15 protein-coding genes are annotated in these 17,178 nt (G+C 37.0%); 10 read left to right on the forward strand and 5 right to left on the reverse strand.

Annotated elements, in window-relative coordinates; genetic code table 11:
* Positions 1–42: 42 nt before the first annotated feature.
* Positions 43–1,536 carry an FAD-dependent oxidoreductase gene (locus OSH00_RS03815; RefSeq protein WP_266129319.1) on the forward strand — a complete coding sequence of 498 codons (1,494 nt, stop codon included), beginning with the start codon at positions 43–45 and terminating at the stop codon, positions 1,534–1,536.
* Between the two features lie 58 nt (positions 1,537–1,594).
* Here OSH00_RS03815 and OSH00_RS03820 read toward each other — a convergent pair whose 3' ends face one another.
* A complete protein-coding gene (locus OSH00_RS03820; RefSeq protein WP_266129320.1) occupies positions 1,595–2,668 on the reverse strand; it encodes a GlxA family transcriptional regulator in 1,074 nt (357 codons plus the stop codon).
* Between the two features lie 177 nt (positions 2,669–2,845).
* Positions 2,846–3,901, reverse strand: coding sequence for a proline racemase family protein (locus OSH00_RS03825; protein WP_266129321.1), 1,056 nt, complete (start codon positions 3,899–3,901; stop codon positions 2,846–2,848).
* Positions 3,902–4,315: 414 nt separating this feature from the next.
* Between OSH00_RS03825 and OSH00_RS03830 the strand changes: the two genes are divergently transcribed.
* From OSH00_RS03830 to OSH00_RS03860, 7 genes are all read left to right on the forward strand, one after another.
* A complete protein-coding gene (locus OSH00_RS03830; protein WP_266129322.1) occupies positions 4,316–5,704 on the forward strand; it encodes an NAD(P)/FAD-dependent oxidoreductase in 1,389 nt (462 codons plus the stop codon).
* Between the two features lie 41 nt (positions 5,705–5,745).
* Positions 5,746–6,729, forward strand: coding sequence for an NAD(P)-dependent oxidoreductase (locus tag OSH00_RS03835; RefSeq protein ID WP_266129323.1), 984 nt, complete (start codon positions 5,746–5,748; stop codon positions 6,727–6,729).
* A complete protein-coding gene (locus OSH00_RS03840; protein ID WP_266129324.1) occupies positions 6,717–8,168 on the forward strand; it encodes an aldehyde dehydrogenase family protein in 1,452 nt (483 codons plus the stop codon). The genes OSH00_RS03835 and OSH00_RS03840 overlap by 13 nt, the downstream gene beginning before the upstream one ends.
* A gap of 124 nt (positions 8,169–8,292) precedes the next feature.
* Positions 8,293–9,699 (forward strand): FAD-binding oxidoreductase, encoded by a 1,407-nt coding sequence (locus OSH00_RS03845; RefSeq protein WP_266129325.1) that lies wholly within the window; start codon positions 8,293–8,295, stop codon positions 9,697–9,699.
* Positions 9,700–9,898: 199 nt separating this feature from the next.
* Positions 9,899–11,611 carry an electron transfer flavoprotein-ubiquinone oxidoreductase gene (locus tag OSH00_RS03850; RefSeq protein ID WP_266129326.1) on the forward strand — a complete coding sequence of 571 codons (1,713 nt, stop codon included), beginning with the start codon at positions 9,899–9,901 and terminating at the stop codon, positions 11,609–11,611.
* 137 nt (positions 11,612–11,748) lie between these two features.
* A complete protein-coding gene (locus OSH00_RS03855) occupies positions 11,749–12,921 on the forward strand; it encodes a hypothetical protein (protein WP_266129327.1) in 1,173 nt (390 codons plus the stop codon).
* A 189-nt stretch (positions 12,922–13,110) separates the two neighbouring features.
* Entirely contained in the window at positions 13,111–13,917 is an 807-nt protein-coding gene (locus tag OSH00_RS03860; protein ID WP_266129328.1) for a hypothetical protein, read from the forward strand.
* Between the two features lie 4 nt (positions 13,918–13,921).
* On the opposite strand, the gene xseB is transcribed toward OSH00_RS03860, so the two are convergent.
* Positions 13,922–14,116 (reverse strand): exodeoxyribonuclease VII small subunit, encoded by a 195-nt coding sequence (xseB, locus tag OSH00_RS03865; RefSeq protein ID WP_196075362.1) that lies wholly within the window; start codon positions 14,114–14,116, stop codon positions 13,922–13,924.
* The gene (gene xseA / locus OSH00_RS03870; protein WP_266129839.1) at positions 14,109–15,371 is read right to left on the reverse strand and encodes an exodeoxyribonuclease VII large subunit; all 1,263 of its coding nucleotides are present in this window, start codon (positions 15,369–15,371) and stop codon (positions 14,109–14,111) included. The genes xseB and xseA overlap by 8 nt, the downstream gene beginning before the upstream one ends.
* Before the next feature lie 238 nt (positions 15,372–15,609).
* Here xseA and OSH00_RS03875 point away from each other — a divergent pair, with 238 nt between their 5' ends.
* On the forward strand, positions 15,610–15,921 hold the full coding sequence (locus OSH00_RS03875) for a hypothetical protein (protein WP_266129329.1): 312 nt from the start codon (positions 15,610–15,612) through the stop codon (positions 15,919–15,921).
* Positions 15,922–16,043: 122 nt separating this feature from the next.
* Here OSH00_RS03875 and OSH00_RS03880 read toward each other — a convergent pair whose 3' ends face one another.
* Positions 16,044–16,445 carry an EF-hand domain-containing protein gene (locus OSH00_RS03880; protein WP_266129330.1) on the reverse strand — a complete coding sequence of 134 codons (402 nt, stop codon included), beginning with the start codon at positions 16,443–16,445 and terminating at the stop codon, positions 16,044–16,046.
* Between the two features lie 211 nt (positions 16,446–16,656).
* Here OSH00_RS03880 and OSH00_RS03885 point away from each other — a divergent pair, with 211 nt between their 5' ends.
* On the forward strand, positions 16,657–17,112 hold the full coding sequence (locus OSH00_RS03885) for a DUF6097 family protein (protein ID WP_266129331.1): 456 nt from the start codon (positions 16,657–16,659) through the stop codon (positions 17,110–17,112).
* The last annotated feature ends 66 nt before the right edge of the window (positions 17,113–17,178 follow it).

Here is a 17,178-nt window from a genome sequence, read left to right on the forward strand (position 1 = left end):
TTTCTTAGGGAGGTGCTTTTTTATGAAAATAAAAGGTTAGTTATGGAACGATTAACATTAGAAAGTTTACAAAAACAAGCATATGACGTTGTAGTTATTGGTGCAGGCGCTGTTGGATGTGCATCAGCCCGAGAATTGGCTGCACGAGGTTATCGTACTTTATTAGTCGATAGAGGTGATATCGGAGCAGGAACTTCATCACGTTCAAGTCGTATGTTGTATTCTGGCGTAGGTTATCTAGCCCCAGATTTTCCTTTATGGCAAATACCTTTCCGATTTATAGCATTATGGAAACGTTTTCTCTATGCTCGCAATATTATGCATTGTCGAGCTGAGTTGGTTGCAGACATGCCTCATCGCTTGACCAAGCATTCATTTCACTATCCATTTAGAAAAGGTGATCGTTATCCTCATTGGTTAATTGATTTTGGTTTTCGATTGATGGAAACCCTCACCAGTCGTGGAGTTCCATTAGCCTATCATAAGGTATCAGCTGATAGAGCAACCAAAAAGAGTGCGATGGTAGCTAGTCTGAGTAAACCATTATCGAATGTCGCGATATTTGAAGAATATATGTACGATTGGCCTGAACGTATCTGTGTAGATACAGCATTAGATGCTGAGCAACGAGGAGCCCATATACTTACTTATACCAAAGTAACTAAAATAGAACGTTGTAATGAAATTTGGGAAATTACTTTAGATGATCAAGCACCCGGTATGGATGTGCAAGTACGGATAAAAACACGATCAATAGTGAATGCTGCAGGCCCATGGGTTGACCGAGTAGTGGGCGGTGGTAAAAAAGAAGAAAATCGAGTACTAGGACGAAAAGGTGTTAATGTCATGGTGCGTTTGCCAGATGAATGGCGTGGACAAGGCTTAGAAGCATTTTCTAGCAAAGGTGAACCTTTCTATGTTTTTCCATGGCGTGACTATCATTTTATCGGACCAACTGAATCGCTAGTTACTGATGATCCCGATAATATTCATGTATTAGATTCTGAGATTGACTATATATTGGGTGAAGCTAACTTTTTGTTTCCAGATCTAAACTTGTCACGAAAAGATGTGGAACATTGTTGGTGCGGGGTTAGGCCCATGTCAACATTAGATGGTAAAACAGTTAGTTTACCTGTGCGTGCTATTACGGATCCAGATATGCCCGGATTGATAACGATGACAGGGTCATACATTATGATGCATCGTCATGCTGGACGATTGGCTGCTCAATCTATTGAAAAATGTCTAGGCAAACGACTTGCACCAGCAAAAGGAATGATTTTCAAGGCTAATAATGCCAAAAGTGAAAAGGATATTAAGCAAATCATTATGAAAGAACATGTTGTACGTCTTACTGATTTGATTCGCAGGCGTTTGAATGATGGATTAAATATAGACTTGGGGTTTGATCGTGTTGAAGAAATATCAATCATAGCCGCAAAAGTTTTAGGTTGGAGTGAAGTACGGCGTTTGGAAGAAGTTGCTAATTTTAAAGAAGATACCCAACGAGTCTATCGAAAGATTAATACATAAAGTCATCCGTCTTTATAAAGGGCATAATTAATAATATTGCCCTTTACTTTATTGAAAATTAATTTAATCGTTCAACTTCATGACGTCGTTTTCTATAAGAGAAAGGTGTTTCGCCGTATTGTTTCTTAAACCAGTAAATAAAGTGTGAAGCATCAGAAAATCCACATTCTATTGCAATAGTAGTTACATAAGCACTCGTATTTGCCAACAATTTTCGAGCATGATCGAGTCTTAAACGTCTCCAATAATTAGCAGGAGATTCATTCGTATTTGCTACAAATACACGATGTAATTGTCGTGGACTAGTTTGAGCATGTTCTGCTACTTCTTTTAAAGTAACATGAGCACTTAAATTTTTACTCATGAAATCGATAGCACGAGTAACTGTTATATTTTCATAAGTGTCTGGTTTATCGATATCTGGACTTTCTTGTGTTTTAGGTGGCTTTTCTCCATTTATTAAAAGATATTCCAATCCTTTTTGTGCGCGTACATCCCCACAATGTTGTCGAATTAAATTTGCTGCCAAGTCAATCGCTGTCCCACCTGGACAAGTAAAAACACCTCGATCTTCAACATAGGTTTTATCAATAACAGCAATGGCTTTTGGAAATCTCTGAACAAATTCGTCTCTAATCGTAAAATGAATTGCACATTTATGTTGATCAAGGATACCTGCTTTCCCCAAAACAAAGCTTGCGGAGCATAAGGCAATTATAGGAATTTTAGCTTTATGAATTTCTTGAAGTGTATCTAATAAGCCTTGTGGGGGTTTTCTGGTTTCACTTAATAAACCCCCAGCAAGAACAATATAATCATACTTTGTCTTTAAATTTTCTAAATTAAAGTCAGTAGTAGGTTGTATGGTGAGGCCACAACTTGCAACGACTGGAATATTGTTAAAAGTCATCCAGTCCCATTTACAATAAATTTGTAGGCTACGAAAAGATTTATCTGCTGCAAACCGTAATGATTCAACTAGTCCAGTTACTGGAGCTAAAGTGAATTTGTTCATCAGGATAAATGCAACTCGCATATCTGGATTAATTGCAGAGGATGCTTCTTCAGGATCTAAAATTTCTTCATAAGCATGAGCAGATAGATTTTTCATATTTTCACCGTCAAGTTCCATGAGAGCAGTGTGCAACAGTTTGAAGCTGTTTCTTTTATTATATATTTGTTTTTTATGAAAACGAAGACAAATTTATTTTATTTTTGTTTTAAGTATTTGTTTTTAATGTATAAATAAAGAGATCGGGATGACTCTCCCAATCTCTTCTTATGAATCTATTAATATAAAAATTAGGTCTTATTCAGCCCAGATGTCACCCACAGTAAAACCTTCAGTAAATGGATCATCTGGATCTAATACGTAAGTGTTTAATCCATAAATCCAGCTTGTTCCAGTAATTGTTGGAACAACTGCCTTTTTATCGCCCACCATTGTTTCTTCGACTAAACGTCCAGTAAACACATTGCCAAGAATACCTTGGTGACGGAAATCTTCATCAATGTTAAGTTGACCTTTAGCATGTAAAATAGCCATTTTCGCACAAGTACCCGTTCCGCAAGGGCATCGGTCAATTGCGCCTGTCCATGTCTGAGGGTCATCCCATCTTAAATCGCCAGATGCTACGGTTACTGCATTTTTCCAGTCAGCATCTGGGCTATCAGTAGGTCCTGAAAGTTGTGAAATCGTAATTCCTACACCTGGATAGTCGGGATGTGAAACAGGCAGCTGCTCGATTGCTGCTTGTCGAATCATTGCAGAAATACGCGCAATTTCAGCGCCATGTTCAGGAGTTAATTGAATATGTGGGAATTGACGTACATCGGCAATAACATAGAACATGCCACCCCAACCAACATCGACAGTTACTTTACCTAAATTTGGAACATCGATTTCTGCATCAAGATATGCAGCAAAGGCAGGAACATTTTTGAAGGTAACGTTTTTTACTTTACCATCTTTACATTCAGCTTTGATTTTGATTAAGCCTGCTGGAGCTTCAAGAATTAATTCTGTTACAGGTTCTTTCATAGGCAACATTCCCATTTCAAGTAGTACTGTAGCTACTGAAATAGTGTTACCACCAGACATTACAGGATATTCCACCTGTTCCATAATAATATAACCAGCATCCGCATCTGGATGGCAAGGCGGGACAATAACATTACAGCATAGTGGAGGATAACCGCGAGGTTCACGCAACATCAATTTACGGAACTGGTCATCATTATCTCTTAGCCAGCACATTTTTTCATAAACGGTATTACCCGGAATATGAGGAACACCGCCTGTAACTACACGCATTGGTTCACCAGCATGCGTATCTACAGCATGGAAAGTTCTTTTAAATGCCATTTTTGTCTTCCTTTGAATATATTCGAGAATTTAAATGACCTTATCGGTAATTGTTTCAACTCGAAAAGTTACAATTCCATTACTGTTAATAAGAATATGCTTTTAACTGATTTATACGATAGTGGCATTCGGTCTTTTTTTAGGAGATTTAGGCCATTTTGTTCCTTTCATATTCGGCAAATTAATTACCAATAAATAAGAAAAATTTAAAAGAAAAAATTCTTACTTTAATATACTATTATTTATAAAGTTAGATAATTGATTAATTTATATAGAAAATTAAAATTTATATTTTTTACTAGTATAAGAATAGGTTTGCCAACTTTTCATAATTATTGTCATTTTCTTGATATCGCATAAATCATCTCATGTCCAAAATCTTATACAGGAAAACAAATTTTAATGAGGCGAATTATGTACCGTGGATTTTGGTATGCAGAGGCGTTAGATCGTGAAAGTGCACTTTCTCCGGCCTTACAAGGAAATGTTAAAGCCGATGTTTGTATTATTGGTGGTGGTTATTTAGGACTATGGTCGGCAATTCGGCTTAAAAAAGCCCATCCTAATATGAAAATTGTCGTTGTTGAGCAGGACCGTTGCGGGTCAGGTGCAAGTGGCCGTAATGGTGGTTTTGTTAATAACTGGTGGCCTAAATACTTATCTTTAGTGGAAATTTGCGGTGAAAAAGAAGCACGCCGTATTTGTGAAGCTGCCGAGTCTGCTATTGATGAAATGGGAGATTTTTGCCGTGAAAATAATATCGATGCTCAATTTCGTAAAGATGGTTTGTTGTGGACAGCGAGTAACAAACGACAAATGGATTCATGGCTCGGTTTAACAAGAGAGCTTGAAAAACATAATGTCAATCCATTTAAAGTGATTTCTAAAGAGGAAGCACAACACCGTTCTGGTTCTAAGCGTATGTTGGGCGGTGTATTTGATTCAAATGCAGCAACAATTCAGCCAGCATTTTTGGCACGTGGTTTGCGTCGTGTTGCTGTTGAGTTAGGCATCATTATTTATGAAAAAACACCGATGACCCGATTGGAGCGTAGTGAACGTCCAGTAGTACATACCGAAAAAGGTAAGGTTGAAGCCAATAAAGTCGTTATTGCAATGAATGCTTGGGGAGCTCAATTTCCTGAACTACGTCGCATGATTATGGTGATGTCGAGCGACATGGTAGCAACCGCACCAGCTAAAGAGCGCCTGAATGAGCTTGGTTTTAGTGGTGGGGAGTGTGTTATGGACTCACGTACCATTTTGAATTATTGGCGTAATACACCACAAGGTCGCATCATTTTTGGTAAACCATTAGGCGAATTCGCTTTTGGTGGAAAAATCGGTGATCTCTATGAAAAACCATCACCAGCTGCTGCAGGTGTTGAAGCAGAGATGCGTTCTTTCTATCCAGAATTAGAAGATATACCAGTCATAAGCAGTTGGACTGGGCCACTTGACCGTGCAATGAAAGGCTTGCCTAACTTTGGTCATTTAGGTGGGCATAAAAATATTATTTTTGGAATTGGCTTCTCAGGAAATGGTGTAGGTACAACGGTATTTGCTAGCCGTATCATCAAATCATTAGTAGAAGATGCCAATGATGAATGGGCGAACTGTGGTCTCGTTGAGCAAAAGATGAAGTTATTACCACCTGAGCCATTCTGTTATATCGGAGCACACTGGGTTCGTGATGCTTTAGTAAGAAAAGAAACACTGGAAGATCAGGATCGAGATGCTGGCCCAATCACTAACTTTTTAGTGAGTCTGGCCCCTGCAGGTTATGCGCCTAAGAAAAAGTAAGAGTTAGTAACGAATAAATACATCAGGAATGGATGAGAAAGATGAAGCATCATATTGTTTTTTTAGATAATGAAGGCATTGGCCCGACGGTTAAATTACCAGAGTTTACATTTCCGCATACTTGGGCAAGTTACCCTTATACAAATCCTGAACAAGTAGTTGAGCGTCTAAAAGATGCAACGATTGTGATGACATGTAGTGTGCCATTACGTAAAGAACATTTAGCACAATTACCAAAATTGAAAATGATTTCGATTGCACTTACGGGAACGGATGGTGTCGATCTGGATTATTGCCACGAACACGGCATTATGGTTACTAATGTGCCTGGCTATGCTCAAAATACTGTTGCTGAACATGTTATAGCGATGATTTTTTCACTCAATCGTCAAACTGCAAGTTATCACCAATTATTGAATAAAGTCTCAAAAGCTGAGACAGAGCCACGTAACATTTATTTTGATTATCGAATTCGAGATGTTCGTGGTCAGGTCCTAGGCATTATTGGGCATGGCACAATTGCAAAACGACTTGCTGAGTTAGCAACCGCTGTTGGAATGAGAGTCCGTTTCTTTGATCGAAATGGAAAATATCAAGGAAATGAATTCTTTAGTTTTGAAGAAATTTTATCGACCAGTGATGTGGTGTCTCTATGTTGTCCACTCACTAAAGAAACTAAAGATATGATTGGTTTTGCTGAAATTGCTCTAATGAAGGAAGATGCAATTTTAATTAATGCCGCTCGTGGCGGTATTGTGAATGAACCAGCACTTATCGAAGCGATTCAGAATAAACGAATTGGTGGTGCTGCACTTGATGGTTCTGTTGAGGAACCGATTCAGCCTCATGATCCTTTATTTCAGATTATTGACTATCCGAACTTTATTTTAAATCCACATGTTGCATGGAGCAGTGAAGATGCCATGCAGACATTAATTAATCGTACTGTCCAAAATATTATTGATTTTGCTCAAGGTAAAACACCTGCTTCTGTCGTTAAAAAGGAAGAATTATGTCACGCGTAATGAAAACCAGTTATGTAAATGGCGAATTCGTTGTTTGCCAAGGTACAGAAGATATTCTGGAAAATATTAATCCATCTAATCCGAATGAAATTGTTGATCGTTTTGCTCGTGCAGATGAAGCTTTAACTCATCAGGCAATTGCTGCGGCAAAGGCGGCGAGTAAAGAATGGGCAAACAGTAATCCTCAATTACGTGCAGACGTTCTTGATCGTATTGGTACTGAAATTTTAGAACGACGAGAAGAGTTAGCTAAACTGCTGTCTTTAGAAGAGGGAAAAATCTTTAAAGAAGCATTAGGTGAAGTTGATCGAGCAGGGCGTTCTTTTAAGTTCTACGCACAAGAAGCCTTACGTGCTGTGGGTGAAAAATATAATTCAGTACGTGATCAGGTTGGAATCGATGTTTATACCCAAGCGGTTGGAGTGGTGGGAATTATCAGTCCATGGAATTTCCCTATTGCGATTCCTGCATGGAAAATAGCGCCTGCATTATGTTTTGGTAATACTGTCGTATTTAAGCCAGCAGAGCTTGTACCTTCATCTGCATGGGCTTTAGCAGAAATCATTTCTCGTTCTGGTTTACCTGCTGGTGTATTTAACATGCTAATTGGTCCAGGCCGTAAAGTTGGCGATACTATTATTCGTTCGCCAGATGTCAATGCGATTACTTTTACGGGGTCTGAAGGTACAGGACGACAAGTCGCTGAAATTGCAGCTTCGCGTTTGGTCCGTGTTCAGCTTGAAATGGGTGGAAAAAATCCTTTAGTTGTACTAGATGATGCAGATTTAGACACAGCAGTAGATGTTGCATTACAAGGTTCATTTTTCTCAACTGGTCAACGTTGTACAGCAAGTTCACGTGTAATTGTTACAGCGGGAATTTATGAGTCATTCATTAAACGTTTAGAAGAAAAGACTCGTTCATTAAAGATTGGCAATGCTGCAAAAGCAGAAACTGATATTGGTCCAGTTGTTGATTCTAAACAGCTCAAACAAAACCTGACTTATGTACAAGCAGGTTTGGATGAAGGTGCAACGTTACTTTGTGGTGGTGAACATCTTCAAAGTGAAGAAGGTGGCTTTTATTTTACCCCAGCAATATTTACCGACGTGACACCGGAAATGCGAATTTATCGAGAAGAAATTTTCGGCCCAGTATTGTGTGTGTTGAAAGTTGAGAATTTTGAAGAAGCTTTTGCCGCAGCAGAAGATACACCATTTGGTTTGTCGGCGGGTATCGTCACAGCTTCATTGAAATATGCTGAAGATTTTAAACGCCGTTCATCCGCAGGTATGGTGATGGTTAACTTGGCGACAGCAGGCGTTGATTACCATGTCGCCTTTGGTGGAAATAAAGGCTCAAGTCTAGGACCTCGTGAACAAGGTACTTATGCAAGACAGTTTTTTACCAAAGTTAAAACAACATATCAACTTGCATAGAGCAGTGAACGAGACTTCTTATTCAACTCCTTTAAGCTCTGAATAAGAAGTCACCATGACTAAGTTTTTTCAGATTAGTAGTGGATTTGAATGAATACCATGACTCTCTCAGAGGCGATTTAGGATGAATAGCTTTTTATTACCACCAGATGTACTTGATGCATTAAAAAATATTGTTGGTGAAAACCGCGTAAAAACTGATGCGGATAGCCTACAAAATTGGGGTAAAGATCATACGAAATATTTTGCTCCACATGCTTCGGCGATTGTATTTCCCTCATCAACAGAACAGGTACAGGCAATTGTTAAGCTTGCTAACCATCATGGAATTGCGATAACCCCGTCTGGTGGTCGGACTGGGTTATCGGCAGGTGCAGTTGCTCATAATGGTGAGATAGTCATAAGCCTGGACAAAATGAACCAGATTTTGGAGTTTTTCCCAGCTGATAGAATGGTCCGCATTCAAGCTGGTGTAGTGACAGAACAATTGCAAGATTATGCAGAAGAGCAGGGTATGTATTATCCAGTAGATTTTGCTTCAGCAGGTTCAAGCCAAGTGGGTGGAAATATTGCAACCAATGCTGGTGGAATCAAAGTTATTAAATATGGTATGACGCGTAATTGGATATTAGGTCTTACAGTTGTTACTGGAAAAGGCGATATTCTTCGGTTAAATAAAGGCATGATCAAGAATGCTACAGGCTATGCTTTACATCATTTATTTATTGGTGGTGAAGGGACGCTGGGCATTGTAACGGAAGCTGAAATTCGTCTTGATCGCCAACCACAAGATTTACAGGTATTGGTACTTGGAGTGCCTGATTTTGAATCAGTCATGCCAATTATGCATGCCTTTAGGAAGGAAATAGATTTAACTGCCTTTGAATTTTTTAATGATTTGGCTATGCAGAAAGTATTAGATCATGGACTAGTACAATGCCCATTTGAAACTTCTTGTCCTTTCTATGTGTTGTTAGAGTTTGAAGCTCGATATGAGCCTGTAATTGATAAAGCTATACAAATTTTTGAGCATTGTATGGAACAGGGATGGGTTTTGGATGGCATTATGAGCCAATCTCTAGAACAAGCTCAAAATCTATGGCGTTTAAGAGAAGATATTTCTGAATCTATCTCAGCCTTAACACCTTATAAAAATGATATTTCCGTTTTAATTACCCATGTACCAGATTTTATTGCTGAAATTGATTCTATCGTAGCAAACAATTATCCAGATTTTGAAACATGCTGGTTTGGTCATATTGGTGATGGAAATCTTCATTTAAATATCTTAAAGCCTGCAAATTTAAGTCATGAAGACTTCTTTGCAAAATGTGAAATCGTCAACTCATATGTTTTTGAGGTGGTAAATAAATTCGATGGTTCTATATCTGCTGAACATGGGGTCGGTATGACAAAGAAACCTTATCTTGAATTTAGTCGAAGTGAGCAAGAAATTGAATATATGAAAGCACTTAAAAAAGTGTTTGATCCCAACTTGATTATGAACCCTGGAAAACTATTAGATTTCTAATAGGGGTATTCGAATTGAGTTGAAATATATTCAACGTTTTTTAGTGACTTAATTTTTATCTAGTTAAAAGTTGGCTTGCATAAAAGCCAAAGGTTTTTTGCACCTTGAATTTAGTGCATAACTAGATAAATTTTATTAAATATCATCGGTTTGACTGTGAAAAGGAATATTCTATTCAAACCGATTGATCGGAGATTATATGGAACACATCGAACGTGAATCGATGGAGTTTGACGTTGTCATCGTAGGTGCAGGACCTGCCGGTCTGTCTGCTGCGATTAAGATCCGTCAATTAGCGATTGAAAATAGCTTACCCGATCTTTCTGTTTGTGTCGTTGAAAAAGGCTCTGAAGTAGGTGCGCATATCTTGTCTGGTGCTGTGCTTGAGCCATGTGCCATCAATGAACTTTTACCGAACTGGATAGATGAAGGCGCGCCGCTTAATGTCCCGGTAACTGAAGATAAGACATTCTTCTTGCTTTCAGACACCACTTCTAAAGAAGTACCTCACTGGATGGTTCCTAAAACCATGCACAATGAAGGTAACTACATTATTTCGTTAGGTAACGTGGTTCGCTGGTTAGGTCAAAAAGCTGAAGAACTAGAAGTTTCTATCTTCCCTGGCTTTGCTGCATCTGAAGTACTTTACCATGAAGACGGTACTGTAAAAGGTATTCAAACGGGTGACATGGGTATTGGTAAAGATGGCGAACCGACGCATAACTTTACTCCGGGCTATGAACTTCACGCTAAATACACGCTCTTTGCTGAAGGTTGCCGTGGTCACTTAGGCAAACGCCTGATTGCGAAATACAACCTCGATAAAGATGCCGATCCGCAGCACTACGGTATCGGGATTAAAGAGCTTTGGGAAATTGACCCAGCAAAACATAAGCCGGGCTTAGTCATGCACGGTGCTGGCTGGCCATTGGCTGAAACAGCTTCTTCAGGCGGCTGGTGGTTATACCACGCTGAAAACAACCAAGTTACTTTGGGTATGATCGTGGACTTATCGTACGAAAACCCACACATGTATCCATTTATGGAAATGCAGCGCTGGAAAACACACCCACTGATTAAACAGTATTTAGAAGGTGGTAAACGTATTTCTTACGGCGCACGTGCTGTAGTGAAAGGCGGTTTCAACTCATTACCTAAATTGACTTTCCCTGGCGGCTGCTTGATTGGTGATGATGCAGGTTTCTTAAACTTTGCAAAAATCAAAGGCTCACACACTGCCATGAAATCAGGCATGTTATGTGGTGAAGCTGTATTTGAAGCAATTGCTGCTGGTGTAGAAAAAGGCGGTGACCTTGCCACTGCACGTGTTACTGAAGGCGAAGATTTATTCACTAAAGAATTAACTCCATACACTGACAAATTTAACAACAGTTGGTTAAAAGAAGAGCTTTACAGCTCTCGTAACTTTGGCCCAGCAATGCATAAATTTGGTCAGTGGATTGGTGGTACATTTAATTTTATCGACCAGAATGTCTTTAAAGTGCCATTCACTTTACATGACTTGAAGCAAGACTTCGCTGCATTAAAAACTGTTGATGCAACCAGCTTCAAACCAAACTATTTAAAACCAGATGGCAAGTTAACCTTTGACCGTTTGTCCTCTGTGTTTATCTCAAACACTGTTCATGAAGAAAATCAGCCAGCTCACTTGAAGCTTACTGATCCGTCAATTCCAGTGAATGTGAACTTACCGAAATGGAATGAGCCTGCACAGCGCTATTGCCCTGCTGGTGTTTACGAGATCATGGAAAATGATGATGGCTCTAAACGTTTCCAGATTAACGCAGCGAACTGTGTTCACTGTAAGACCTGTGACATTAAAGACCCATCTCAGAACATCACATGGATAGCGCCGGAAGGTGGTGGTGGTCCTAACTATCCAAATATGTAGAGTTATATCAACGCTTCATTTTAATTTTTTAGGTAACCATAGTCCCTAAGGGGGCTATGGTTAAAAAACACATTCAGATTTATGGGAAATAAATCTCTGAATGAAGGAAAAGTTTATTTCTTAACATGGATGAAATAATGAAAAAAGTATATGTAAATATAGGCATTAGTCTTTTTACTGTAGGTCTTTCAGTTCCAGTTTTTGCTGAAGTGACTTTCGGTAACGCAAAAACTGAACTAGGGGCAGTCACAGTTTCTGGAACTTTACGAGCCAAATATCAAGATAAATATTATAGTGAGTCTACTTCTGATCAGAAAATTAAGTTCGATGCGGCAATTCTAAATGTGGCTTATGAATCACCCGACTGGTTTGGTAAAGCCCAATACCGCTGCTATCAATACGATAAATTTTGCGATTTTTCGACCTTGGTACAAGCCTATGCAGGCTACCGGTTAAATACGATCGATAATATTACGGTCGGTTTACAGCCAATTCCTTTTGGTCCAGACCGTTATTGGGACACTAGTTTCTATGCTGGTATTAACAATACCATGGGCCTGCAAGACGCACTGGACTTGGGCGTAAACTATCACTTTGAATTACCTTCAGCCACTAAAATTGATCTCGCATATTTCGCAACTGACGGTGGTAACTATCACGGAACAAGTAAAGACTCTGCGCGCTATACCGCCAATGTCGTCACTTCATCTGATCCACTTAAAACCAACCTAAATGAAAAAAATATGTGGATGGCACGTGTTGATCAAGACCTTAAGTTTTTAAGTACAGATGATTTAAAAGTATCGGTTGGGGGAAGCTACTGGTACTCAGATATTGAAAATAAAAAGACATCTGCCGATGGAAATCGAAAAACATGGGCTGTGTTTAACCGTATCAACTATAAAAACCTGAATGTGGTATTGACAGGTGGCAGACAGGCGATTAGTAACAAAGATGCCTTAAGCCCAACAAACTCTACTTTTGGTTCCTTTGATGGTGAATACGACATTGCCAACAAAGGTTATTTCTACACAGTAGACATCAGTTACACCTTTAAGAATGTAAAAGATTCACTCAACGTCACCCCCTATGTTGTGTTTAGCGGTTTCAACAAGAAACAACAGGGTTTTGATGACTCACAGCGCAACATTGTGGGTGTGGCATGGAACTACAAAAATGTTTCGCTCTACACGGAATATTTGATGAGTAAAAATGATCCATTTGTAGGTGGTACTGATAGCTCACTTGCTGCAGGTGATGATGGTAAGTGGAACAAGCTCTTAAATGTGATGCTGGTTTATAACTTTTAAAGACTCTTAAATTTGTCAAAGAAGATAGATTTTAAATTATAAAAATCTATCTTCAATTTTGGCTAGGATCAAATCACTATTGCTATGGATAATATAGTAAATTTGGTTTATTAAGTTTAGTTGAGTATTTTAAAGGTTTAAGCCTTTGGATTTGATATAATTTCTATAATGCTTTTAGAAGATATATAAATGAACAGGGAAAATTTAAAAACCAATTTACTAACTTCAAAAAATGAATTGAAGAGCTGGTTAAGTGAAATTTCTCAATTAGATGGGAAATGCTGCTATGTGAGTAAAAAAAGTGAATTCAGAGCGAGACTATTATTGATTATAGATATCAGAGAGCCATATGGAAAGAAAATCAAAAAAATCTTTGATGAGAAACTTTGGGAGAAAGATGGAAATATTTTCGAAATTAAATCCGATGGACTTATTGAATTACAAGATGCCTTTTCTGAAGTTAATTATATAGATCAAGCTGAATCAAGCACAAAGTTTGATCTGAAAGATGAATTTCTAAAATTTGTAGTAAATCAATCAACTTTGATTGCTATTTTAATTGCTTGTATACTTTTTTCAAAATTTATTATTGCTATAAACAAAAGTATTTTTCTATTAGATATATTTTTAATAATTTCATATTTAATTACATTGATGATTGCAATGTATGCCGTTGATAATGGAACCAAAAAAATTGCAATAATTTTCTCTATTTTTTTTATTATAATTTTATTTTTCGCAGTTTATTATTTTCGCAACTATTTAATAACTTTAGAATTTATTGGGATTGTGAATTTAACAAATTTATGTCTAATGATTATTTTTAACCTTTCATTAGTTGGTTCATCATTTTTTTCATTGATACATTCTGCTAATACAATGATTAAAAATCATAGAAAAGTCCCTCGACGAGTGTTCTTTATTATTGGAACTATGATCTATGGAATAATCACTATTGGATTTATTCAAGGTGCAAAAACAATATCATTTACTTGATTAATTACTCTTTAAACGTCTCATTTAAAGCCTGTTGAACCGCATCTACACGTGATTTGCAGGCCTTATAAGCTGACATAGACTCTTCAACAATTTTCATTAAATTATCGATATCAGGCTCTTCTTGAGATTCTAATAATTCTGCATTTTTCTTAAGAACGTCATAACCTTCTTTGAAAGTTAATTCTTTTTTAGTCATTACTTTGTACCTGTATTACTTTCGCATCGATAGTACCATCCTGTAATTCTACCTGGATGCTCTCATTTGAAATGTGTTGAATAGATCGAATGGCACGGTTATTACTTCTTACAATACCATAGCCCTTAGCCATAATATTTTTGGGATTCTGCAATAAAGTTTCTCGAAGCAAGCCGTCAATTTGTGTTGAAGCTAATTTAAGTTGCTGTTGAGCTAAATATTGAATTGTATCTTTCATCAAATCTAAGTGCTTATTTACCTCATTGATCTGACCATGGGACAGCGTTTTAATCACTTTCATATATTGATCATTTCGACTTTGATAAGCGGAAATTTGATGTTGAGATAAAAGCTTGATCTTGTTAAAGGACTCTAATACATCTTGAACACGATCTGCAATCAGGTTTCGAATTCCACCGATCACCTTACTGGGTGTATCAAATGAACGATGAGCAATTTCATCTAAGATTGTTCTATCTTTCTCATGCCCGATACCGACCCATACAGGAACTGAACGTTTACAGAGGAGGGCAGCTAAATCATAGTCGTTAAGATAAGCCAAATCATTCACAGCGCCACCTCCACGAATGATTACAATCAGATCTGGCGCCTTTTCATATTCCTTAGCCCACTTACGTAAAGCATTTGATAAAGATTCAGCAATACTGAGTGCTGCTGTGTTACCTTGAAACGTCGCTGTGTGATAAATAAAATGACAAACTCCCGCGTTATCAAGGGTATCAGCATCTTTCTTAAAGTCCCCTAAACCTGCAGCATTTTCAGGAGCTATGACTAAAACATTCTGGATATCAAAGGGTATTGGAATGGATTTATTTTTATGAATTAATCCTTCAGCAGTTAATCTCTCTAAAATTTGTTGGTACCGTCGTGCAATATCACCAAGTGTGTAACTGGAATCAATTGCTTCAATATTCACAGAAAAGCCGTATTGGGGACTAAATACAGCTTTGACTTTAATTAATACGTTTAAATCGCGAGATAACTCTATACCGCTTTCACGTTCGAATTTCAGAACCATTTTTGCAGCACTGAATTTCCAAATTGTTGCTTTACAGCTAGCTATAACTTTATCTGTACCTTCTTCTTTTTCAGCGAGTTCTAGATAGTAATGACCACCTTTAAGACTAAGGTTTCTAATTTCAGCTTTTACCCAGACCGACTCATCAAAAGCTACACGTATAACTTCTTGAACTGTAGATAAATATTCACTCAGAGTGAGTTGATTTTCAGACATTGAAAAAATAATGTTATAAATTATGATAATCATACCGTAAATTTTAGTTAAAACTCAATTTCACGATAAATACAGAAATATTTTTTAAAAATGTTAAAATTCATGTCGGTTTTTTATGTTTGACGTGAAGATAAATTAAATATTTCAAAAGGATGAAATTATTAAAAAAATTATATTTATAATCCCGTTGCTGATTATCTCGAATAGTGAATCCAAAGCATCTGAATTTGAGAAGAAGATGAATAAATCTGTCTATTCATATACATCTATCATTGACAGACTAGTCGAATTTAATGATTCTCATGAAGGAGACGATCTGAATGAGTCACAGCGTATCTGGGTAATTCAGAATAATTGTGCAATGAAAAAAAGTATCCTGAGGCATTTCGAATTTTTACTGGCAAATATCGATGAATATAACAAGACCTATAATTTTAATGAAACCAAGGAATCCATAGTGGAGTCAAGTTTAGAACATGTTGAAGATTATGTGGAGTATTCAGAAAAACTTTCCAAGCTTGGAAAGACATGTGAGCCTTCGGAAAATTAAAGTTTTAAGTATTTTATTTGACTTTACGTAAGGCATATAGCTTATTGCATTTATGGTGAATGAAGTTATACTACACCTCACAGTTTAGATTTTTCAAACACACTATTTATATTCAGTCGTGATTAATTTTTAAATAAAATATTCTTAAATTTATACCAAATAGAATCTGGTTTAATTTGGTCTTGATATTCTAATTCAGCACATGGATTTGTAAAATAGTAAGTATAGACACCTTCACCAAACTCATTTTTATTGAGTTTTCCATTCTTATCATCATCTAATTTATCGAATATACTCAACCGTTTAGGGTCATTTTTTGACGGTGGAGCTATCCAGGGGATTGGCTCTTTTAATAGATTTAAAGTCAACCAATCATTTTTTTCGATGAAATTATTTTTATTTTTATCAGCAGCTTGAAAAAGTCTGAGCCAATCTGGGGTAGCAGGTTCACAGCTATAAACAAAGTTACTTACTGCTGTACAAAGCATTATCAATATATAGTATTTTATTTTATAAGTTCGCATAAATTCACTGTTAAAAGATAGGATCAATAATGCCAAATGCCATTTTACTTTACAGTATAGAAAAATTTAGCACTTTTTATTGAACTTTTTAAGATTAATTTTTTAAATCAATGAAATCTGCGTAATCACAAAGTAGTTGTTCTGTAAAAATATAGGATAATTGGGAGATTAGGTAATAACATTGCATTTTCGCAAAAAATGAAACGGTATTATGAATAATTTTCAAATTTTGAGTGAATCATTAGATAACGCTGAATTATTAAAAAAATTACATTATGCTATTGATCAACATCGTCTTCCACTAAGCTCAAAAGATGATCTCAATGATCAAGTGATTGAAATTGAAAAGTATCTTGGGGAGAATGAATTCCGTAGCCTTTACGAAAAAAGAAAATTAGCAAATTTAGGAACAGGGCTTTTAGCGCTACCTGTACTTATATACTGTCTATTTCTTTTTGGGAGTCGCTATGCAAACAACTTTGGATTTAACATTGATGCCGCAGCCGTTAATCATTCATTATTAATTGGTGTGATTCACTATTTGTGGATTGTAATCATATATGCTTTGTTGTTTATCGGACTGGTTGCATATTTCTATAAATTGAATAAGCAGACCAATGAGAAAATATATTCAATAGCAAATAAGCTATTCATCAGGTTGAATTAAAAAATATCTTTGAGCTTCAAAGCAGGCTTTTATTGACCTACAAGCAACTTGACTGTATATACAGTG

This window comes from Acinetobacter nematophilus (assembly GCF_026344175.1).
Taxonomy (GTDB): domain Bacteria; phylum Pseudomonadota; class Gammaproteobacteria; order Pseudomonadales; family Moraxellaceae; genus Acinetobacter; species Acinetobacter nematophilus.

Bases quoted from the DNA above. Each gene is read 5' to 3' on its own strand.
- OSH00_RS03815 (WP_266129319.1), top strand. From the start codon at position 43: ATGGAACGATTAACATTAGAAAGTTTACAAAAACAAGCATATGACGTT.
- OSH00_RS03820 (WP_266129320.1), bottom strand. From the start codon at position 2,668: ATGGAACTTGACGGTGAAAATATGAAAAATCTATCTGCTCATGCTTAT.
- OSH00_RS03825 (WP_266129321.1), bottom strand. From the start codon at position 3,901: ATGGCATTTAAAAGAACTTTCCATGCTGTAGATACGCATGCTGGTGAA.
- OSH00_RS03830 (WP_266129322.1), top strand. From the start codon at position 4,316: ATGTACCGTGGATTTTGGTATGCAGAGGCGTTAGATCGTGAAAGTGCA.
- OSH00_RS03835 (WP_266129323.1), top strand. From the start codon at position 5,746: ATGAAGCATCATATTGTTTTTTTAGATAATGAAGGCATTGGCCCGACG.
- OSH00_RS03840 (WP_266129324.1), top strand. From the start codon at position 6,717: ATGTCACGCGTAATGAAAACCAGTTATGTAAATGGCGAATTCGTTGTT.
- OSH00_RS03845 (WP_266129325.1), top strand. From the start codon at position 8,293: ATGAATAGCTTTTTATTACCACCAGATGTACTTGATGCATTAAAAAAT.
- OSH00_RS03850 (WP_266129326.1), top strand. From the start codon at position 9,899: ATGGAACACATCGAACGTGAATCGATGGAGTTTGACGTTGTCATCGTA.
- OSH00_RS03855 (WP_266129327.1), top strand. From the start codon at position 11,749: ATGAAAAAAGTATATGTAAATATAGGCATTAGTCTTTTTACTGTAGGT.
- OSH00_RS03860 (WP_266129328.1), top strand. From the start codon at position 13,111: ATGAACAGGGAAAATTTAAAAACCAATTTACTAACTTCAAAAAATGAA.
- xseB (WP_196075362.1), bottom strand. From the start codon at position 14,116: ATGACTAAAAAAGAATTAACTTTCAAAGAAGGTTATGACGTTCTTAAG.
- xseA (WP_266129839.1), bottom strand. From the start codon at position 15,371: ATGTCTGAAAATCAACTCACTCTGAGTGAATATTTATCTACAGTTCAA.
- OSH00_RS03875 (WP_266129329.1), top strand. From the start codon at position 15,610: ATGAATAAATCTGTCTATTCATATACATCTATCATTGACAGACTAGTC.
- OSH00_RS03880 (WP_266129330.1), bottom strand. From the start codon at position 16,445: ATGCGAACTTATAAAATAAAATACTATATATTGATAATGCTTTGTACA.
- OSH00_RS03885 (WP_266129331.1), top strand. From the start codon at position 16,657: ATGAATAATTTTCAAATTTTGAGTGAATCATTAGATAACGCTGAATTA.